The 16,589-nt window shown below is 70.4% G+C and carries 13 protein-coding genes; 6 read left to right on the forward strand and 7 right to left on the reverse strand.

Annotation, left to right across the window (positions count from 1 at the left end; all coding sequences use genetic code 11):
* Window positions 1-113 precede the first annotated feature (113 nt).
* The 4 genes from C2865_RS22485 to C2865_RS22500 all read left to right on the forward strand — a co-directional run bounded on the left by C2865_RS22485 (window position 114) and on the right by C2865_RS22500 (window position 4,452).
* Window positions 114-983 carry an alpha/beta fold hydrolase gene (locus C2865_RS22485; protein ID WP_106400517.1) on the forward strand — a complete coding sequence of 290 codons (870 nt, stop codon included), beginning with the start codon at window positions 114-116 and terminating at the stop codon, window positions 981-983.
* A gap of 85 nt (window positions 984-1,068) precedes the next feature.
* The gene (locus C2865_RS22490) at window positions 1,069-2,253 is read left to right on the forward strand and encodes an acyl-CoA dehydrogenase family protein (RefSeq protein ID WP_106400518.1); all 1,185 of its coding nucleotides are present in this window, start codon (window positions 1,069-1,071) and stop codon (window positions 2,251-2,253) included.
* A 60-nt stretch (window positions 2,254-2,313) separates the two neighbouring features.
* Complete coding sequence (gene bphC, locus C2865_RS22495; RefSeq protein ID WP_106400519.1) at window positions 2,314-3,234, forward strand: biphenyl-2,3-diol 1,2-dioxygenase; 921 nt, start codon at window positions 2,314-2,316, stop codon at window positions 3,232-3,234.
* Window positions 3,235-3,273: 39 nt separating this feature from the next.
* On the forward strand, window positions 3,274-4,452 hold the full coding sequence (locus C2865_RS22500; RefSeq protein WP_106400520.1) for a 3-ketosteroid-9-alpha-monooxygenase, oxygenase component: 1,179 nt from the start codon (window positions 3,274-3,276) through the stop codon (window positions 4,450-4,452).
* A gap of 129 nt (window positions 4,453-4,581) precedes the next feature.
* On the opposite strand, the gene C2865_RS22505 is transcribed toward C2865_RS22500, so the two are convergent.
* From C2865_RS22505 to C2865_RS22520, 4 genes are all read right to left on the reverse strand, one after another.
* Window positions 4,582-6,252 carry an FAD-binding protein gene (locus tag C2865_RS22505; RefSeq protein ID WP_106400521.1) on the reverse strand — a complete coding sequence of 557 codons (1,671 nt, stop codon included), beginning with the start codon at window positions 6,250-6,252 and terminating at the stop codon, window positions 4,582-4,584.
* Window positions 6,253-6,327: 75 nt separating this feature from the next.
* The gene (locus C2865_RS22510; RefSeq protein WP_106400522.1) at window positions 6,328-7,182 is read right to left on the reverse strand and encodes an IclR family transcriptional regulator; all 855 of its coding nucleotides are present in this window, start codon (window positions 7,180-7,182) and stop codon (window positions 6,328-6,330) included.
* Window positions 7,183-7,310: 128 nt separating this feature from the next.
* A complete protein-coding gene (locus C2865_RS22515; protein WP_106400523.1) occupies window positions 7,311-8,570 on the reverse strand; it encodes a glycoside hydrolase family 1 protein in 1,260 nt (419 codons plus the stop codon).
* 95 nt (window positions 8,571-8,665) lie between these two features.
* On the reverse strand, window positions 8,666-10,126 hold the full coding sequence (locus C2865_RS22520; RefSeq protein WP_106400524.1) for an MFS transporter: 1,461 nt from the start codon (window positions 10,124-10,126) through the stop codon (window positions 8,666-8,668).
* Between the two features lie 253 nt (window positions 10,127-10,379).
* On the opposite strand from C2865_RS22520, the gene C2865_RS22525 reads away from it, so the two are divergent.
* Window positions 10,380-11,876, forward strand: coding sequence for an FAD-dependent oxidoreductase (locus C2865_RS22525; protein ID WP_106400525.1), 1,497 nt, complete (start codon window positions 10,380-10,382; stop codon window positions 11,874-11,876).
* Window positions 11,877-11,927: 51 nt separating this feature from the next.
* Here C2865_RS22525 and C2865_RS22530 read toward each other — a convergent pair whose 3' ends face one another.
* On the reverse strand, window positions 11,928-12,554 hold the full coding sequence (locus tag C2865_RS22530; protein ID WP_106400526.1) for a TetR/AcrR family transcriptional regulator: 627 nt from the start codon (window positions 12,552-12,554) through the stop codon (window positions 11,928-11,930).
* A 139-nt stretch (window positions 12,555-12,693) separates the two neighbouring features.
* Here C2865_RS22530 and C2865_RS22535 point away from each other — a divergent pair, with 139 nt between their 5' ends.
* Window positions 12,694-13,200, forward strand: coding sequence for a nuclear transport factor 2 family protein (locus C2865_RS22535; protein WP_106400527.1), 507 nt, complete (start codon window positions 12,694-12,696; stop codon window positions 13,198-13,200).
* Between the two features lie 168 nt (window positions 13,201-13,368).
* On the opposite strand, the gene C2865_RS39535 is transcribed toward C2865_RS22535, so the two are convergent.
* The gene (locus C2865_RS39535; RefSeq protein WP_157963869.1) at window positions 13,369-13,533 is read right to left on the reverse strand and encodes a hypothetical protein; all 165 of its coding nucleotides are present in this window, start codon (window positions 13,531-13,533) and stop codon (window positions 13,369-13,371) included.
* 157 nt (window positions 13,534-13,690) lie between these two features.
* Window positions 13,691-16,567 carry a glycosyl hydrolase gene (locus tag C2865_RS22540; RefSeq protein ID WP_106400528.1) on the reverse strand — a complete coding sequence of 959 codons (2,877 nt, stop codon included), beginning with the start codon at window positions 16,565-16,567 and terminating at the stop codon, window positions 13,691-13,693.
* Window positions 16,568-16,589 lie beyond the last annotated feature (22 nt).

Genomic DNA, 16,589 nt, shown 5'->3' on the forward strand with positions numbered 1-16,589 from the left:
GGTCAGAGAACTCTGTGATGTAGGTCTCCCAGTGAGCGGGAGAGGGGGAGGTCAGGGGCCTTGGTGCGCACCTAGGTTCCGGATAAGCCACCCCGAGGAAGCCGAGGAGCCCCATGACAAGGGAGCCGACCTACGAATCGACACTGCGCGAGCTCGCCACCGACCAGGGTGTGCTGCGTTACCACGAGGCCGGCGAGGGGCCGCCTCTGCTGTTCCTGCACGGTTCGGGGCCGGGAGTCACCGGCTGGCGCAATTTCCGCGGCAACCTCGCCCGGTTCGCCGAGCACTTTCGGTGCCTGGTCCTGGAGTTCCCCGGGTTCGGGGTGAGCGACCCGACCGACCAGCATCCGATGCTCGCCGCCTCCGGCGCCGTCGTCCGGTTCCTCGACGGGCTCGGGCTGACCCAGGTCGACGTGATCGGCAACTCGATGGGCGGCATCGTCGGCGCCCAGGTGGCGCTGGCCCACCCCGACCGGGTGCGCCGCCTGGTCACCGTGGGGGGCATCGGGCGCGGCATCTTCAGCCCGGCTCCCGGCGAGGGCATCAAGCTGCTGATGGAGTTCACCGACGACCCCAGCCGCGAGAAGCTGGTCCGCTGGCTGCACTCCATGGTCTACGACCCCGCCCTGGTGACCGAGGAGCTGATCGAGGAGCGCTGGACGCAGGCCACCGACCCCGAGACCCTGGCCGCCGCCCGCCGCATGTACGGCAGCGCCGCGATGACGGCGGCGCTGAAGGCCGCCGAGACGGCCGACACCCCGCCCTACTGGGCGATGCTGCACAAGCTCAGGGCCAGGACCCTGATCACCTGGGGCCGCGACGACCGGGTCAGCCCCGTCGACATGGCGCTGCTGCCCATGCGCACCATCCGCGACGTCGAGGTGCACGTCTTCCCCGACTGCGGACACTGGGTGATGATCGAGCAGAAGGACGCCTGGGAGAGCGTCGTACTCGCCTTCCTGACCCGCGAGGACACGGCCTGAGCACGACCGCGCCCGCACCCGCCTGGAGCGGGCCCACCCCGAAACCGGCCGCGCGGCCGGAGCGAACCCCACGGGAGACACGAGGATGACCGAAAGCGTCCTGGACAGGATCATGGAGCATGCCGAGGAGATCGCCGCCCTCGGACCGGTGAACGAGCAGCTGGGCAGGCTGGACGACAAGGCCGCCAAGGTGCTGCGCGACTCCGGCATGATCCGGATGCTGCAGCCGAAGACGCACGGCGGGCTGGAGACCCATCCCCGCGAGTTCGCCGAGGCGGTCATGGCGATCGCCGCGAAGGACGGCTCCGCCGGCTGGGTCGCCGGGATCGTCGGCGTGCACCCCTGGGAGATGGCGCTGGCCGACCCGAAGGTGCAGGAGGAGATCTGGGGCGAGGACCAGGACACCTGGATCGCCTCCCCCTACGCCCCGATGGGCGTGGCCCGCCCCGTCGACGGCGGTTACGTCTTCAACGGCCGCTGGCAGTTCTCGTCCGGCACCGACCACTGCGACTGGATCTTCCTGGGCGGCATGCTCGGCGACAGGGACGGCAACGTCGCCCAGCCGCCCACCGGCCTGCACCTGATCCTGCCGCGCTCCGACTACGAGATCGTCGAGGGCTCCTGGGAGGTCGCCGGGCTCAAGGGCACCGGCAGCAAGGACATCATCGTCCGCGACGCCTTCGTCCCCGACTACCGGGCCATCGAGTTCGGCAAGGTCATCGACGGTTCCGCGGTCGCCGCGTCGGGGCACACCAACCCGCTCTACCACCTGCCGTTCTCCTGCGCCTTCCCGCTGGGCATCACCTCCGCGGTGATCGGCATGGCCGAGGGCGCGCTGGCGCTGGGCCTGGCCTACCAGCGGGGGCGGACGCAGATCACCGGCACGAAGGTCAAGGACGACCCGTACATGCTCACCGCGATCAGCGAGGCCGCCGAGGAGATCGCCACCTCCCGCAGCCGGTTCCTGGACAACGTGTGCCGGACGTACGACAAGGTCGCCGCCGGGAAGCAGATCACCTTCGGCGAGCGCGCCGCCGGCCGGCGCGTCCAGGTCCGGGCGGCCTGGCGGGCCGCGCACGCGACGACCGAGATCGTCATGCGCTCGGGCGGCAACGCCCTGCGGCTCGACAACCCGATCCAGCGGGCCTGGCGCGACGTGCACATGGGCCTGGCCCACGCCATCCACGTGCCCGGCCCCGTCTACCACGTCTCCGCGCTGACCGACCTGGACATCGAGCCGCCGCTGGGACCGCTCCGTTCGATGATCTGAACCCCGCTTCCCGCTGGACGGGAGGCGGGTTTTCCAGGAGAAGAAGAAAGAGGAGGAGCGATGACGCATATCAAGGGACTCGGCTACCTGCGGGTCCAGGCGAGCGACCTGGCGCGCTGGCGCGAGCTGGCGCTCGAGGGCCTCGGCTTCGCCGAGGGCTCGGGCCCGGATTCCGACGGCCTCTACCTGCGCATGGACGAGCGCAGGTACCGGCTCGCGGTCCTGCCCGGGGACGTCGACCGGGTACTGGCCGTCGGCTGGGAGGTACGCGACCAGTACGCGTTGGCCGCCGTCCGCGAGGCGGTCGAGAAGGCCGGCGTCGAGGTCACCGCCCTTTCCCCGGCGGAGGCCACCGCCCTGGACGTCGAGCAGGCCATCGCCTTCAAGGACCCGGCGGGCACCCCCGTGGAGGTGTTCTTCGGCCCGGTCCTGGACCACAGCCCGCTGCGGACGGGCCTCGCCCAGAAGTTCGTCACGGGCGAGCAGGGCATGGGCCACGTCGTCATCCCCGCCCTGCAGCAGGAGGAGACCCTCGCCTTCTACGCCGAGGTCCTCGGCTTCCTGCCGCGCGGCGCCATGAAGGTCGCCGAGGTCGCCCCGGGCCACCACGTGCGGGTCCGCTTCCTCGGCGTCAACCGGCGCCACCACAGCCTGGCCGTCTGCCCCGCCCCGTTCACGGGCGACCCCGGCCTGGTGCACCTGATGGTGGAGGTCGACACCCTGGACGCGGTGGGCCGCGCCCTGGACAACGTGAACAAGCAGGGCTTCTCGCTCTCGTCCACGCTGGGCCGCCACACCAACGACAAGATGGTGTCCTTCTACGTTCGGGCCCCCGGCGGCTGGGACATCGAGTACGGCTGCGAGGGCATGCTCGTCGACGAGACGCACTACACGGCCGAGGAGATCACCGCCGACAGCTACTGGGGCCACGACTGGTCCGGCTCCGAACCTCTGGCGGCGTTCACCCCTCCGGGGGCTTGACCGCCCTCCGCTCCTCCCACCCCGATCACAGGAGTTCTCATGAACGAGGTACGAACCGAAGGAGACACCGAGGTCCGTGTGATCGAGGCGGCGGCGCCCCCCGCGCGTTACGCGCGGGGGTGGCACTGCCTCGGCCTGATCGAGCATTTCAACGACGGCAAGCCGCATGCGGTGGAGGCGTTCGGCACCAAGCTGGTGGTGTTCGCCGACACCAGCGGCAAGCTGAACACCCTCAACGGCTACTGCCCCCACATGGGCGGAGACCTCTCCCAGGGAGAGGTGAAGGGCGACGAGGTCGCCTGCCCGTTCCACGACTGGCGCTGGTCGGGTAACGGCCGGTGCGCGAAGATCCCTTACGCCCGGCGTGTGCCGCCGCGGGCCCGCACCAAGTCGTGGCCGGTGCTGGAGCGCAACGGCCAGCTCTATGTTTGGAACGATCCGCAGGGCAATCCGCCTCCGCCTGAGGTGACGATCCCGGAGATCGAGCAGTTCGGGTCGCCGGAGTGGACGTCGTTCACGTGGAACCGGTTGTTGATCGAGGGGTCGCACTGCCGGGAGATCGTCGACAACGTCGTGGACATGGCGCACTTCTTCTACATCCATTACTCGTTCCCGACGTTCTTCAAGAACGTCTTCGAGGGCCACGTCGCCTGGCAGTACATGAACGGCCAGTCCAGGCCCGACGTGAACCTGGGAACGAACTACGCCGGTGAGAAGACGCACAACGTGTCCGAGGCCGCCTACTACGGCCCGTCCTACATGATCAACCCGATGAAGACGGTCGGGGAGGGCTACACGATCGAGACGGTCCTCATCAACTGCCACTATCCGGTGTCGCCGACCAGCTTCGTGCTCCAGTGGGGCGTGATGGTCAAGAAGGTCGAGGGCATGAGCGATCAGGATGCCGAGCAGTTCGCGCTCGACTTCGCCTCGGGTGTGGAGACGGGTTTCCTGCAGGACGTGGAGATCTGGAAGAACAAGGCCAAGATCGACAACCCGCTGCTGTGCGAGGAGGACGGCCCGGTCTACCAGCTGCGCCGCTGGTACGAGCAGTTCTACGTGGACGTCGAGGACGTCACGCCGGAGATGGTCAACCGGTTCGAGTTCGAGATCGACACCGACCGGGCCAGGGAGTTCTGGCTGAAGGAGGTCGAGGAGAACCTCGCCGCCGGCCGGGTCGTCGGCGACGTCGACCTCAAGGCGCCGATCCGCGCCTGACGACACTGAAAGGCCTCCCGGGTGACCGGGAGGCCTTTTCGTGTTGACGCGAGCGGGGCGGCCCCTGAGAAGACGAGATCCCCGGCCCTGCCGTCCGGCGCGGCGGCAGGGCCGGGGCGTTCTTCGCGGTCAGTCCGCGGCGGGGTGCGCCGCGGCGTGCCGCATGGCGGTGTAGGCGAACGCCATCGCGGGACCGATGGTGGCGCCCGCGCCGGCGTACTCGTTGCCCATCACCGAGGCCGAGGCGTTGCCGGTGGCGTAGAGCCCTTCGATCGTGCTGCCGTCAGGGCGCAGGACACGGCCGTGCTCGTCGCTGAGGAGGCCGCCCTTGGTGCCGAGGTCGCCCGCCTCGATCCGGATCGCGTAGTACGGTCCGGGGCCGATCTCGTCGAGGTTGGGGTTGGGCAGCGTCGGGTCGCCGTAGTAGTGGTCGTACCTGCTGTCCCCGCGGCCGAAGTCCTCGTCGCGGCCGTTGCGCGCGAACACGTTGAACCGGTCGACCGTCGCCTGCAGGGCGTCGGCCGGGACCTTGATCCGCTCGGCGAGCCCGGCCAGGGTGTCGGCCCTGGCGACCAGACCCGAGGTGTAGTAGTCCTTCGGGAAGGGCTGGCCGGGCATGATGCCCGCGAACTGGTACCGGGCGCGGGCCTTGGCGTCGAGGATCTCGTAGGCGGGCACGTGGCCCCCCTCGAGCTGGGCGTGGACGAAGTTGACGTAGGGGGCGGCCTCGTTGGTGAACCGCTCGCCCTTCTGGTTCACGATCACCATGGGGGGGATGCAGCGCTCGGTCACCAGGGGGAAGATGCTCCCGCTGGGCCGCTTGATGGACGGCATCCACCAGGCGTCGTCCATGAGGTCCAGGGCGGCCCCGGCCTCCTCGCCGATCCGGATGCCGTCGCCGACGTTGGCGGCGGCGCCCGCGCTGTAGTCGTCCCGGCCCAGCTCGGGAAGGTATCTCTTGCGCATCTCCGGGTCGTGGTCGAAACCGCCGGTGGCGATCAGGACGCCGTGCCGCGCCCTGACCCTGACCGGCCGCCCGTCGCGTTCGACGACCGCCCCGACGACCCGGCCGTCCTCCACGACCAGCTCGGTGATCGGCGCTTTCAGCCACAGCGGGATGCCCAGGTCCTTCATCGTCAGGCGCAGCCGGACGGCGAGCGAGGCGCCCAGCGTCTTCATGTGGCGGCGGCGGAACAGGTTGCTGACCACGCGCCAGGCCGCGACGCGGATCATCCACTTGCCCGACCAGGTGCGCCGGACGAGCATGAGTTTGCGCCCCTCGGAGCCGGTGAACCACAGGCCCATCGGCGAGGGGAGGCTGGCGGGGAGGAGGTGCTTCTCGTCCTCGCCCAGGAGCTTGGCGTCGATCGGGAGCGGCTCGATCGTGCGGCCGCGCGGGCGGCCGCCCGGCAGTTCGGGGTGGTAGTCGGAGTAGTCGGGGCACCAGGCGAAGTCCATGTGGCGGCTCACCCGGTACAGCATCTCCAGCGCCTTGGGGCCCTCCTCGACATAGGCGTCCAAACGGTCGGGGGACACCCGGTCGCCCACGACCTCCTGGAGGTAGCGGCGGACGTCGGCGGGGTCGTCGCCGCGGCCTATGGCCTTGAGGGTGGGGTTGTTGGGCATCCAGATGCCGCCCCCGGACAGCGCGGTGGAGCCGCCGAAGAACGCGGCCTTCTCCACTAGCAGCGCCGAGAGCCCGGCGTCGTGGGCGGCGATGGCGCCGGTCATGCCGCCGGCGCCGCTGCCGGCGATGAGAACGTCGACCTCGTGGTCCCAGGCGGGAGGGCTGGACGTCATGAGTACTCCTGTAGTGCTGATGTGCGGTTGGTGGCGGGAGCGGCGGCGTCCCGCGGACGCCCGCGCCGCCGGAGGTCAGAACCAGTCGGTCAGGCGGGGCCAGGTGGCCCAGGCGTCCAGCGTTCCGGCGGGCCAGTCGCCCGGTGCGGGGGCGTCGGCGACGCGCGGGGCGGGTTTGGGGGCGCCCAGCCCGACCGCGCGCCAGATGCGCAGTGCCCCCTGCTGGACGGCGGGCGCCAGCCGGGCGAAGTCGAGCTGGCGGACGGGTCCGCACACCGACAGCGCCGCGACCGCCTTGCCCGGCCCGCGCACCGCGGCGGCGACGCACCCGACGCCCCGCATCGCCTCCTCGCGGTCGAACGCCACGCCTCGCTCCCGGATCCGCCGCAGCTCGCGGACGAACTGGGCGGGATCGGTGATCGTGAAACGCGTGCGCGCCCGCAGCCCGCCGTCGAGCACCTCCTGCACGGCCTCCGCGTCGGCGTAGGCGAGGATCGCCTTGCCCACCCCGGTGCAGTGCGCGGGCGCGCGCCCGCCGATCCGGGACGGCAGGTCCACGTTCGGCGGGTTCCCGATCTTCTCCAGGTAGACGATCTCCATGCCGTCGAGCACCGCCAGGTGGACGATCTGCTTGCTGGAGGCGTACAGCTGGCGCATCACGGGCAGCGCCGCGTCGTGCAGGGTGTCCTGCTGGAGGGCCAGCGATCCCAGCTCCAGCATGCGGATGCCGAGCCGGTAGTCGTTGCCCTCCCGCGAGAGCCAGCGGACCGCGACGAGCTGGTCCAGGATGCGGTGCACCGAGGAGCGCGGCAGCCCGGTGCGCTGGACCACCTGGGCCAGGGAGAGCCGGGCGACCCCGTCGAAGGCGTCGAGGACGTGCACGACCCGCTCGATCATCGACACCGGAGCGCCGTCTGAGCTGTCAGCCATACGGTTCCGTCCTGCTGAAGGCGATGTGACTTGGAATACATGTGACCAGACGAAACAGGATGACGACCGGAGAGTTTCCCACTGGCCGGGAGGAATTCTCCCTTCCTTCCCGGCCCTGCCGAGGCGGCTCAGAAGGACGCGCCGTTGCTCCGTGCGATGTCGCCGAGCCAACCGAGACTCGGTTTGGGAGCGCGCTCGAAGGTGACGCGGTCGACCGCGATGAGGCCGAACGTCATGGCATATCCGGAATGCCATTCGAAGTTGTCCAGCAGGCTCCAGTGCAGGTAACCGAGGACGTCGACACCCTCCTTGAGGCACTCCGCCAAGCCGCGGAGAGCCGAGGCCGTGTACTCGATGCGCTGTGCGTCGTCGGCTGTGGCCATGCCGTTCTCGGTGACGAGCACGGGTACCCGCGCCACCCGGGCGGCCAGACGGACCGAGTTGCCCAGGGCCTGCGGGTACATCTCCCAACCGGTCTGGAATTTGGGGGTCTCCTCGGGGACCGGCACCCGGCCCTCGGGGCCGAGGACTTCGCGGGTATAGGTCTGCACGCCCACGAAGTCGTCCTCCCGCGACACCAGCAGGAAGTCTTCCAGGGACTTCTCGCGTACCAGGCCGGCGATCCCCTCACCGCCCGGGATCGTCTGGAAGTCCGGTATCGCGAGGGTCCAGCCGACCTTCGCCGAAGGGTCCACCCGCTTGACGGCGTCGCGGCCCCGGCGGTGCGCCTCCATGAGATGGGTGATCCCCTCTGCGGAGGTGGCGGGGTTGCCGAGCGTCGCGGTGCGCTCGTCCCCGCCGATCCGGGCGGCGAACGCGCGCACGGCCTCGGGGTCGGGCCGCTCCACCACCCCCAGCTCTTCGAGGGAGGCCATGGGGATGGTGCCGCCCATGGAGAGCATCGCGCCGAGGTTGGGTTCGTTGAGCGTGCAGTACCACGGGACGGCACCTCCCATATGGGTGGCGACGGCCTCGCAGTAGCGCGCGAACCTGCCGGGGGATTCGGGGTTGTTCCAGGCGCCGTCCCGGGCGAGCCATGCGGGCACGGTGAAGTGGTTGAGCGTGACCACCGGGGTCACTCCGGCCTCGTGGCAGGCCTGGACCACGTGCAGGTAGTGATCCAGCTCGGCACGGGAGAACACGCCGGGTTCGGGCTCGATCCGGGACCATTCCACGCTGAACCGGTAAGTGTCCAGGCCGGCCTGCGCCAGCAGCGCGATGTCCTCGGCGAAGCGGTGATAGCTGTCGCAGGCGTCTCCGGAGGGCTCGGTGAACGGTGAGCGGGGCACGTGCTCCATCGCCCAGTGGTCGCTGAGCGTGTTGTTGCCCTCGATCTGGTGTCCCGCGGTCGAGGCTCCCCAGAGGAAGCCTTCGGGGAAGTTCGTCATGAGTGTCCTGTCTTCTGGATCGGGTTCGATTCCTGCGGGAGGGCTCAGGAGAAGAGGCCGGGCGCACTCGCGCCCGGCCTGGTGCGAGAGCGCGGTCAGGCGGCCGCCTGACCGGTCTCGGCTTCGTCGAGGCGCTTCACCTTGGGGATCAGCGCGATGGAGAGCAGTCCTGCCAGGAAGAAGCCGGCGGCCAGGAGGAAGGCGTTGGTGTATCCGGCGTCGAGGTAGAACTGCGTGCCCTGCATGACCGTGCCGTTCTGGGAGAGGACGACGAAGATCAGCTGGGTCACCAGGGACAGGAGGACGCCCTGGAGCATGCCCTGCATGCCGTTGGCGCGGGCCTGCTCGGCGGGGGAGACCACCTCGATGACCAGGACGGGGACGAGGGCGGCGATCAGGCCGATGCCGACCGCGCTCAGCATGCCGACGACCATCAGCTGCGTCACGGTGTGGTGGAACTGCGAGAGGAGCGCGTGCCCGGCGGCGGAGGACAGCGCTCCGGCGGCCAGCAGGATCCGGGTGTCGAAGCGCCGGGCGAGGGCGCCGGCCGTCACGGCCACCACGATGATCAGGACGCTCGCGGGGGCGCCGATGAGGGCGACCTTGGTGGCGGTGAAGCCCAGGCCGTCGGAGACGGTGGGGATCTTCGGCATCAGGCCGAGGAGCTGGTTGACCGTCCCGGCGGCGAAGGCCGTCCCGGCCAGCAGCGAGGTGGTGAGGAACACCGTCCAGACGGGGCGGCGCGCCAGCATCGACAGCTCGTACAGCGGGTGGGGGCTCCTGCTCTCGGCGATCACGAAGAGGACGAGGGCCAGGAGGCCGCCGCCGACGAACGCCAGGGTCCGGCCGCCGGTCCAACCCCACTCGGTGCCCTTGCCGATGCCGTAGAGAACCGCGGTGAGGCCGCCGCCCAAGAGCAGGCCGCCGAGCCAGTCGACGGGCGTGCGCTCACCGCGGACGGGGCTCTCGGGCACGAAGGCCAGCAGGAGGACCAGGCTCAGCGCGGTGGCCGCCACCAGGAACCACAGCACCCCGCGGAACCCGAAGCCGTCCAGGAGCCAGCCGGACAGGAACGGGCCGCCGAGCGCCACCAGACCGACCCCGCCGCCGATGAACCCGCTGGCCGGCCCGACGAGGCGGGGAGGGAACACGTCGCGGGCGATGGCGTAGACGAGCGCCACGATGGGGGCGTAGAAGCCGGCCACCGCCCGGCCGACGAGGAGCATCGGGTAGTCCGCGGCGAGCGCGGCGACCAGGTCGCCGACGAGGCCGAGCACGGTGAGGGCCACCATGACGCGCTTCTTGCCGTACAGGTCGGCCGCCTTCAGCACGAAGGGCGTGATGAAGCTGCCGACCAGTGCCGTGACCAGGGTGAACCAGGCTATCTGCGTGGTCTGGAAGTGCACGGCTATCTCGGCCTGGGCGTTGCCCGCCAGCAGGCCGATGACCGACAGGAGCTGGGCCGACCACAGGAGCGAGACCAGGATCAGGGCCGTACGCGCGCCGAAGCCGGAACCGCCCGCCCCGCGTCGAGGGGAGGTCGCGGTAGGGGTCATGGGGGAGTCTCCTCGGGTGGGGGGTCTGTGACCGGGGACACTAATCCTTAAAACCGAGTAAAGCTAGGCTTTTGGTGGATGCTTTTCTCCGTGTGCTCGCACGGGCGTTCCGCATGGCCTCCTGGAACTGAATCTCCCGCCCACCGGGAAATCGGGGTTTCGGGGAAGCGCGCCTCTTCCTACGCTGACCGCGCTGACGCCCCGGGGGCGCGGCAGCGCGGACGGAGAGAACGGCCATCGAGGAGAGACGCCCATGACGAACGACCACGCCGAGATCCCGTCATCCGGTTCCAGGAGCTCCGTCGAGCCGGTTCTCCTGTCCTCGGTGGAGCGGTTCGACCACGAGACCGACGTCCTGGTCATCGGGTTCGGAGGCGCCGGCGCGGCCGCCGCCTACGAGGCCGCGGCCGCCGGAGCCGACGTGCTCGTGCTGGAGCGGTTCTCCGGGCCGGGCGGGTCCACTGCCCAGTCCGGCGGAGAGGTGTATCTGGGCGGCGGTACCCGGGTGCAGAAGGCGTGCGGGTTCGACGACACCCCTGAGGACATGTACGCCTATCTGCACGCTGCGCTCGGCCCTCACGTGGATGAGGAGAAGTTGCGGCTCTACTGCGAGGAGAGTGTGGAGCATTTCGAGTGGTTCCGCGCCCGCGGGGTTCCTTTCCAGGAGTCGCTGTACGAAGAGCCGGGTTGGATGGCGCCGACGAAGGACGGGCTGATGTGGCTGGGCGAGAACGCCTGGCCCTACAACACCTTGGCCCGTCCGATCCCGCGAGGTCACCGTCCGCCCGTGGAGGGCTTCGCGGGCGGTCTGCTCATGGAGAGGCTGGCCGCTGCCGCGGTCGAGGCCGGGGCGCGGGCCCACACCGACACCCGGGCGTCCGCGTTGGTGGTCGACGCTTCAGGACGTGTGGTGGGTGTGGTGGCCAGGCGGTTCGGTGAGGAGGTGCGCTATCGGGTGCGTAAGGCGGTCGTCCTCACCACGGGGGGTTTCGTCGATGATGAGGAGATGGTCGTCGACCACGCGCCGCTGCTGATCGGGCACGGGAAGGTCAGTGACGGTGGTGACGACGGCAGCGGGATCCGCATGGCCTGCGCGCTGGGTGCCGCTACCCGGCGTATGGCGGCTGTGGAGGCGGCGCTGATCGTGATGCCGGAGGCGGCCTGCCGAGGGATGCTGGTCAACGCGCTCGGGCAGCGTTTCATCAACGAGGACGTCTACCCCGGCCTGTTCAGCCATGCCGCGCTGCACCAGCCCTCACCCTGGTGGGTGATCCTCGACGAGGAGGGCTTCGCGGCCTACTCCGAACGGAACCCGACGGCCATGCCGCCGGACCACGTCGCAGAGACCCTGACCGAACTCGAGGCGGAACTGGGCATCCCGACGGGTGCGCTGGAGACCACCGTCGCGACGTACAACCGGCACGCGGCGTTGGGGGAGGATCCGCTCTTCCACAAGAACCGTAAGTGGCTGCGCGAGCTGAAGGCGCCTTTCGCCGCCATCGACCCGCGCATTCTGGCCAGGCTGGCGGAGAACCGCCGGGAGGCCACCGGGATCTCCGGCTTCACTCTCGGGGGCCTGCACACCACGGTGGACGGCGAGGTGCTGCACACGACCGGCCGCCCGATCCCGGGCCTGTACGCCGCGGGCCGCGCCTCGTCTGGCATGCACGGCGAGGGTTATGTCAGCGGTACGTCGATCGGCGACGGGACGTTCTTCGGCCGCCGGGCCGGACGCGCCGCCGCCCGCTAGCCGCGCGAGGGTCGGCCGGAAGGCAGCGGGCGCCTGGAGCGGACGCTCCGGTCACCGCCCGGATTCCGGCTCCCGGTCGGGAGCGGCCTGGCAGAGGAGGTTGAAGGTCTCGACGATCGCCGCCATGTCGATGGACGGGTCCATCAGCCACTGGATCTGCAGGCCGTCGGAGATGGCGAGGAGCAGGCGGGCCATGTGCTCGGCGTTCGCGTCGGCGCGGATCTCGCCGTTCTCCCGGCCGCTCTCCAGGCCCTTCTGGATCGTCAGGGCCAGGTCGCGGTACCGGTCGCTGAAGAACCCGTGCGCGTGGTGGGCGGGCTCGGTGGCCGCCGCTGACAGCGCCACGAACAGCTTCACCAGGCCGGGCTGCTCCATGTTGTGCCTGACGGTGCGCACCACGGCCTCACCCGGGCTGCGGACCTCGGTCTCCTCCTTCACCGTCCGGCTCTCGGTGTCCAGCACGTCGCGCCGCTCGATCACCGCGAGCAGCAGCTCCTCCCGGGAACCGAAGTAGTGCAGGAGGCCGGGCAGGGAGAGTCCCACACGATCGGCGATCTCCTGAAGGGAGGAGCCGCGGTCTCCGTGCTGGGAGAAGACCTCCAGGGCCGCGTCGAGGATCTGCTCCCGCCGCTGTATCCCCTTGCGGTAGGGGCCACGGGGCTTGCGCTGGGTGGTCACCCCCGCAACCTACTCCAGGGACGCGATGACCTGGAAACAGAGACCGATCAGCCGGTGTCCGTACTCCCGCAAGCGTCGCCTCCCGATCAGCGGGAGCGCCTCTCGTCGCGGCCGGAGAAGTGTAGGGAAGCTCACACTCATGAGTCGGACATGGACCAACGAAGAGCTGGAAGACGCGTTCCACCTGCACGCCGGTACGGTCACGGCCGCGGCCGAGTCGGGGGACTGGGAGCCGTTCGTGCAACTGTTTCTGCCGGACGCCACCTACGTCGACCCGATGGTGGGCGAGATGAGGGGCCACGAGCAGATCCGGCCCTGGGTCATGAGCACGCTGAGCCCCTTCCCCGGCTCCGCCATGCACTACCCCGAGGCCTGGCACCTCGTGGACGTGGAGCGCGGCAGGGTCGTCTGCGAGCTGCGCAACGTCATGCGCGACCCCGGCGACGGCAGCTCCTTCGAGGAGAACAACATCACCATCCTGGACTACGCGGGCGACGGCCGGTTCCGGTGCGAGCGGGACGTCTACGACCCGGCCGCCATGATCAAGATGATCGAGTCCTGGGGTCGCCGCTCCTTCGAGCTCGGCACCCTCGACGAGGACGAGCTGGCCTGGTTCGGCGCGGCCTACCCGCACATCCTGAAGTGACCTGCCCCGCGTCCGGGGCGTGAGCGCATCCGCCGACGACGACATCGCCGGGCGCGGGGGTCCCATCTCCTGGAACGCCGTCACCTCGGGAAGTGAGGCCCGTCCCGGTCGCGTACGAGTACGCGACCGGGACGGGCTCCGCGTCATCCGTCCCGGCCGGAACGGGTGTCATGCGCCGAGTGCGTCCTCGATGAGGTCCGCGACCGCGACCATGCCGTCGGCGTTGGGGTGGGCGGGGGAGGCCGCGGTGCTCTTGCAGGCTTCGTGTCCGGTGCTCGCCTGGAAGGGGTCGACGCCGACGGCGCCGTCGGCCTCGGCCCGGCTCTTGATCATCTGGTTGAGGCTCTGCTGCTTGGCGGCCGGCCAGGGGACGTCGCCGGGGGCGAAGGGCAGGGCGGGCCAGCACCCTCCCGAGTCGGGTACGAGGGGTCGCGCACTTCTGAGGGTGTTTATGGGGATTCCTCCTGGAAATGGGGGTGTGTTCCTGGAATCAGTCCTGGATGGGCGCTTCTCGGTAGGGGAGGAGCCGGACGGGACCGATCAGGCCGTAGCGTTGGCGGGGTTGCTGTGCCTGGAGGGGGAGGTCCGGGGTCACCCGGAGCCGGTTCCGCAGCGTGGTCGCCACGCGGATCGTGATGGTGTTCGTCCCGGGTTCGAGGTGGCCGGCGAGGTCGACGCGCCGGGTCACCTGGTCGGACGGGGGCAGTGCGCGTCCGTTGACGCTGATCTGGAAGGTGTCGGTGACCTCGCCGAGTTCGAGGTAGGCGCCGTCCAGGTCGCCGAGCGTCACCGTCGTGCTGTAGGTGCCGATCCCGGAGGAGTCGGCCAGCTCGGGGATGTCCGACCACGGCTTCAGCGATGGCAGGTCGAGTTCGTGCCGCACGGTTTCGCGCCGCCCGTCTGCTCCTCGCCGCCAATCGTCGACGGTGAGCTTCCAGGAGTCGAGCCGCTGTTCGGGCGCGACCTCGGGAAGGGCGATTTGAGCCGTCGTCCCGTCGTTCAGCCGAGCCGTGTAGGTACCGCCGGTGGTCGCGCGGAGGTGCAGGCCGTCGTTCGCGACGACCTCGCCGCCGTCCACAGAGATCACGTGGCGGCCTTCGCCGCCGCCGAGCGCGATGACGGTCGAGGCGCCCGGTGCGAGAGAGACCGGCACCACGGTTCGCGCCTTCTCGGTCCGGTACCGTCCGAGCGGCGAGATCTTCCCGGTCCACGCGTCCAGCGAGAACGGCCTGCCTTCGCCTTCGAGCGACACCTCGGCGGAGACCGCCGCGGAGGTCGGGTTGTACAGGTAGTAGAGGTTCCCGCCGTTCACCGCGCGCCGCACGGTCAGCAGGCCGGGAGCAGAGGACTCCGCGGAGGACCGGACCCCCAGGGCCGCGAGTGAGGATCCCAGTTCGCCCGGGGCGGAGACCCGGCGGACCGAGGGTTGCGCGAGCAGGCGCTGCATGAGCCGCCCGAGCTCCGCGTCCTGGTCGGCCGCGCGGTGGGCTCCCGGAGTGCGGGCCGGAGGTTCGCCGACGACGACGATGGGCAGTCCCCGGCGGGCGTGGGACAGGAGGGTTCGGGCGGTGTCCAGCCCGAGGGTCGGCTGCCGGTCGAGGACCAGCGCCCGGTAGGCGGGGCCGTCCGGCGCCAGGCGGCGTCCGCGCACGGACGTGCCGGCGAGCTGGTCGGGGCCGGTGAAGTCGAGGGTGAATCCGGGCACGCCTTCCGGTTCGCGGACGTCCGAGCCGTGGCTCTGCCGGTAGACGGCCAGGTCCACCGAGGGGCGGCCCTGCCGGAGGACGTACTGCATCCGCGCCGTCCAGCCGGTGACCTCGTCGGTGTCGTCCCAGGTCGGCTGGCGCGGCCCCCAGGCCTCGGAGAAGCCGTTGCCGCCCTGCATGGTGAAAGGGGAGAAACCCGGCCAGGGGATGCCCAGGGCGTTCTCGGTGGGCACGCCGTGGAAGACGACCTGGTTGACGTCGTGCGCGAAGGCCGTGTTGAAGTGCCGGAGCATCTGCGGCCAGGTCTGGGCGTAGGCGCTGTTGAAGACGGCGCAGCACTCCAGCGAGTAGACGTCCTTGCCGGACAGGTGCACCGCTCCGTCCGCGACCCACCGGAACGGTTCGTCCACGTGCCCGTCGTGGAAGCCGAGCGACTCGGTCTCGGGCACGTCGACGGCGGCGTCGACGCGCGGCGTGTCGATGGTGGTGCCGTAGGGCTGGGCGCGGAACCGGAGGCCCAGCGAGTTCGCCCACTTCTTCAGCGGCTTGACGTGCCGGTCGACGTACAGGTCGGTGAGGGTGCGGTAGTAGTCGTCGCGGACGCGGGCGCCGCTGCCGTCGGTGAACTCGAAGTCCGGAGTGTCCGTCGGCTTCGCCGAGGTGTACTGGCGGTGGATCTTGTCGATGAACAGGACCGGCAGGTTCTCGCGCAGGGAGTATCCGCGCAGGTCACGGAAGCGGTCGGGCAGGTTGGCGGTCCAGTGCTGTGCCGAGTCCAGCTCCAGGGAGTCCTCGAACAGGTCGCCGCCCGTGCTCCTGAGGAGTTCGCGCAGCTTCGGCGACAGGACGTGCGCGTCCAGGTGGCCGGTGGCGGCCCGGGCGCCCGAGGCGCCGAAGTGGTCCACCACGTAGGCGGGCCGTCCCGAGACGGACTGCCCGGAGACCGGTGCCTGGCCGGTGCCGCGCCGCCAGTGGCCGAGCAGCAGCCACTGCCCTCCGGCCGGCGCGGTCCAGGAGACCCGGCCGTCGCGGACCTTCGCGGTGAGGTCGACCAGGGAGTCCTTGTCCAGCTTCACGGGCTTGGCCGTGGTGCAGCCGTCAGGGCATCGTGCCGCCTGGACGGTGACGAGCGTCTGCTCGGTCACTCCCTCCCTGGGCGCCGGGGCCGCCGGTACGGGGCCGTCGTAAGCGCTCCCGCCCTCGACGACCGCTCTGCCGTAGGCGAGTTCCTGCGCGGCCTGCGGACTGTCGGGCGTGAGGCCGGGGACGACCAGGGGCCAGGACGGACCGACGGTGAGGTCGACGTCGAGGCCGTGCTTCCGGCCCGCGGCGGCGGCTTTCTCCAGCCGGTCGGTGAACTCGGGACCGCCCCAGCCGTACTTCGCGGGGTCGGTGGTGAACATGCACTGGATCTCCACGGAGCCGAAGCCCCGATCCGCGATCTGCTTCATCTCCGTGTCGATGGAGGCGGGGTCGACCTGGCCGCACGGCCACCAGTACCGGGTCTTCGGCCTGGCTTCGGAAGGCGGTGCGGCGAACAGGCGGGCGAACGTGGGACCGAAGGGGGAGGGGGCGGCCGAGGCGGCTGAGGGCACCGAGAGCAGGGTCGCGGTGAGGGTCAGCGCTGCGAGACCGCCCCACCTGCGGGGGGTGGGGAACATGAGGCTCCTGAGAACGTCGAGT

This window comes from Actinocorallia populi (genome assembly GCF_002995495.1).
GTDB lineage: Bacteria > Actinomycetota > Actinomycetes > Streptosporangiales > Streptosporangiaceae > Actinocorallia > Actinocorallia populi.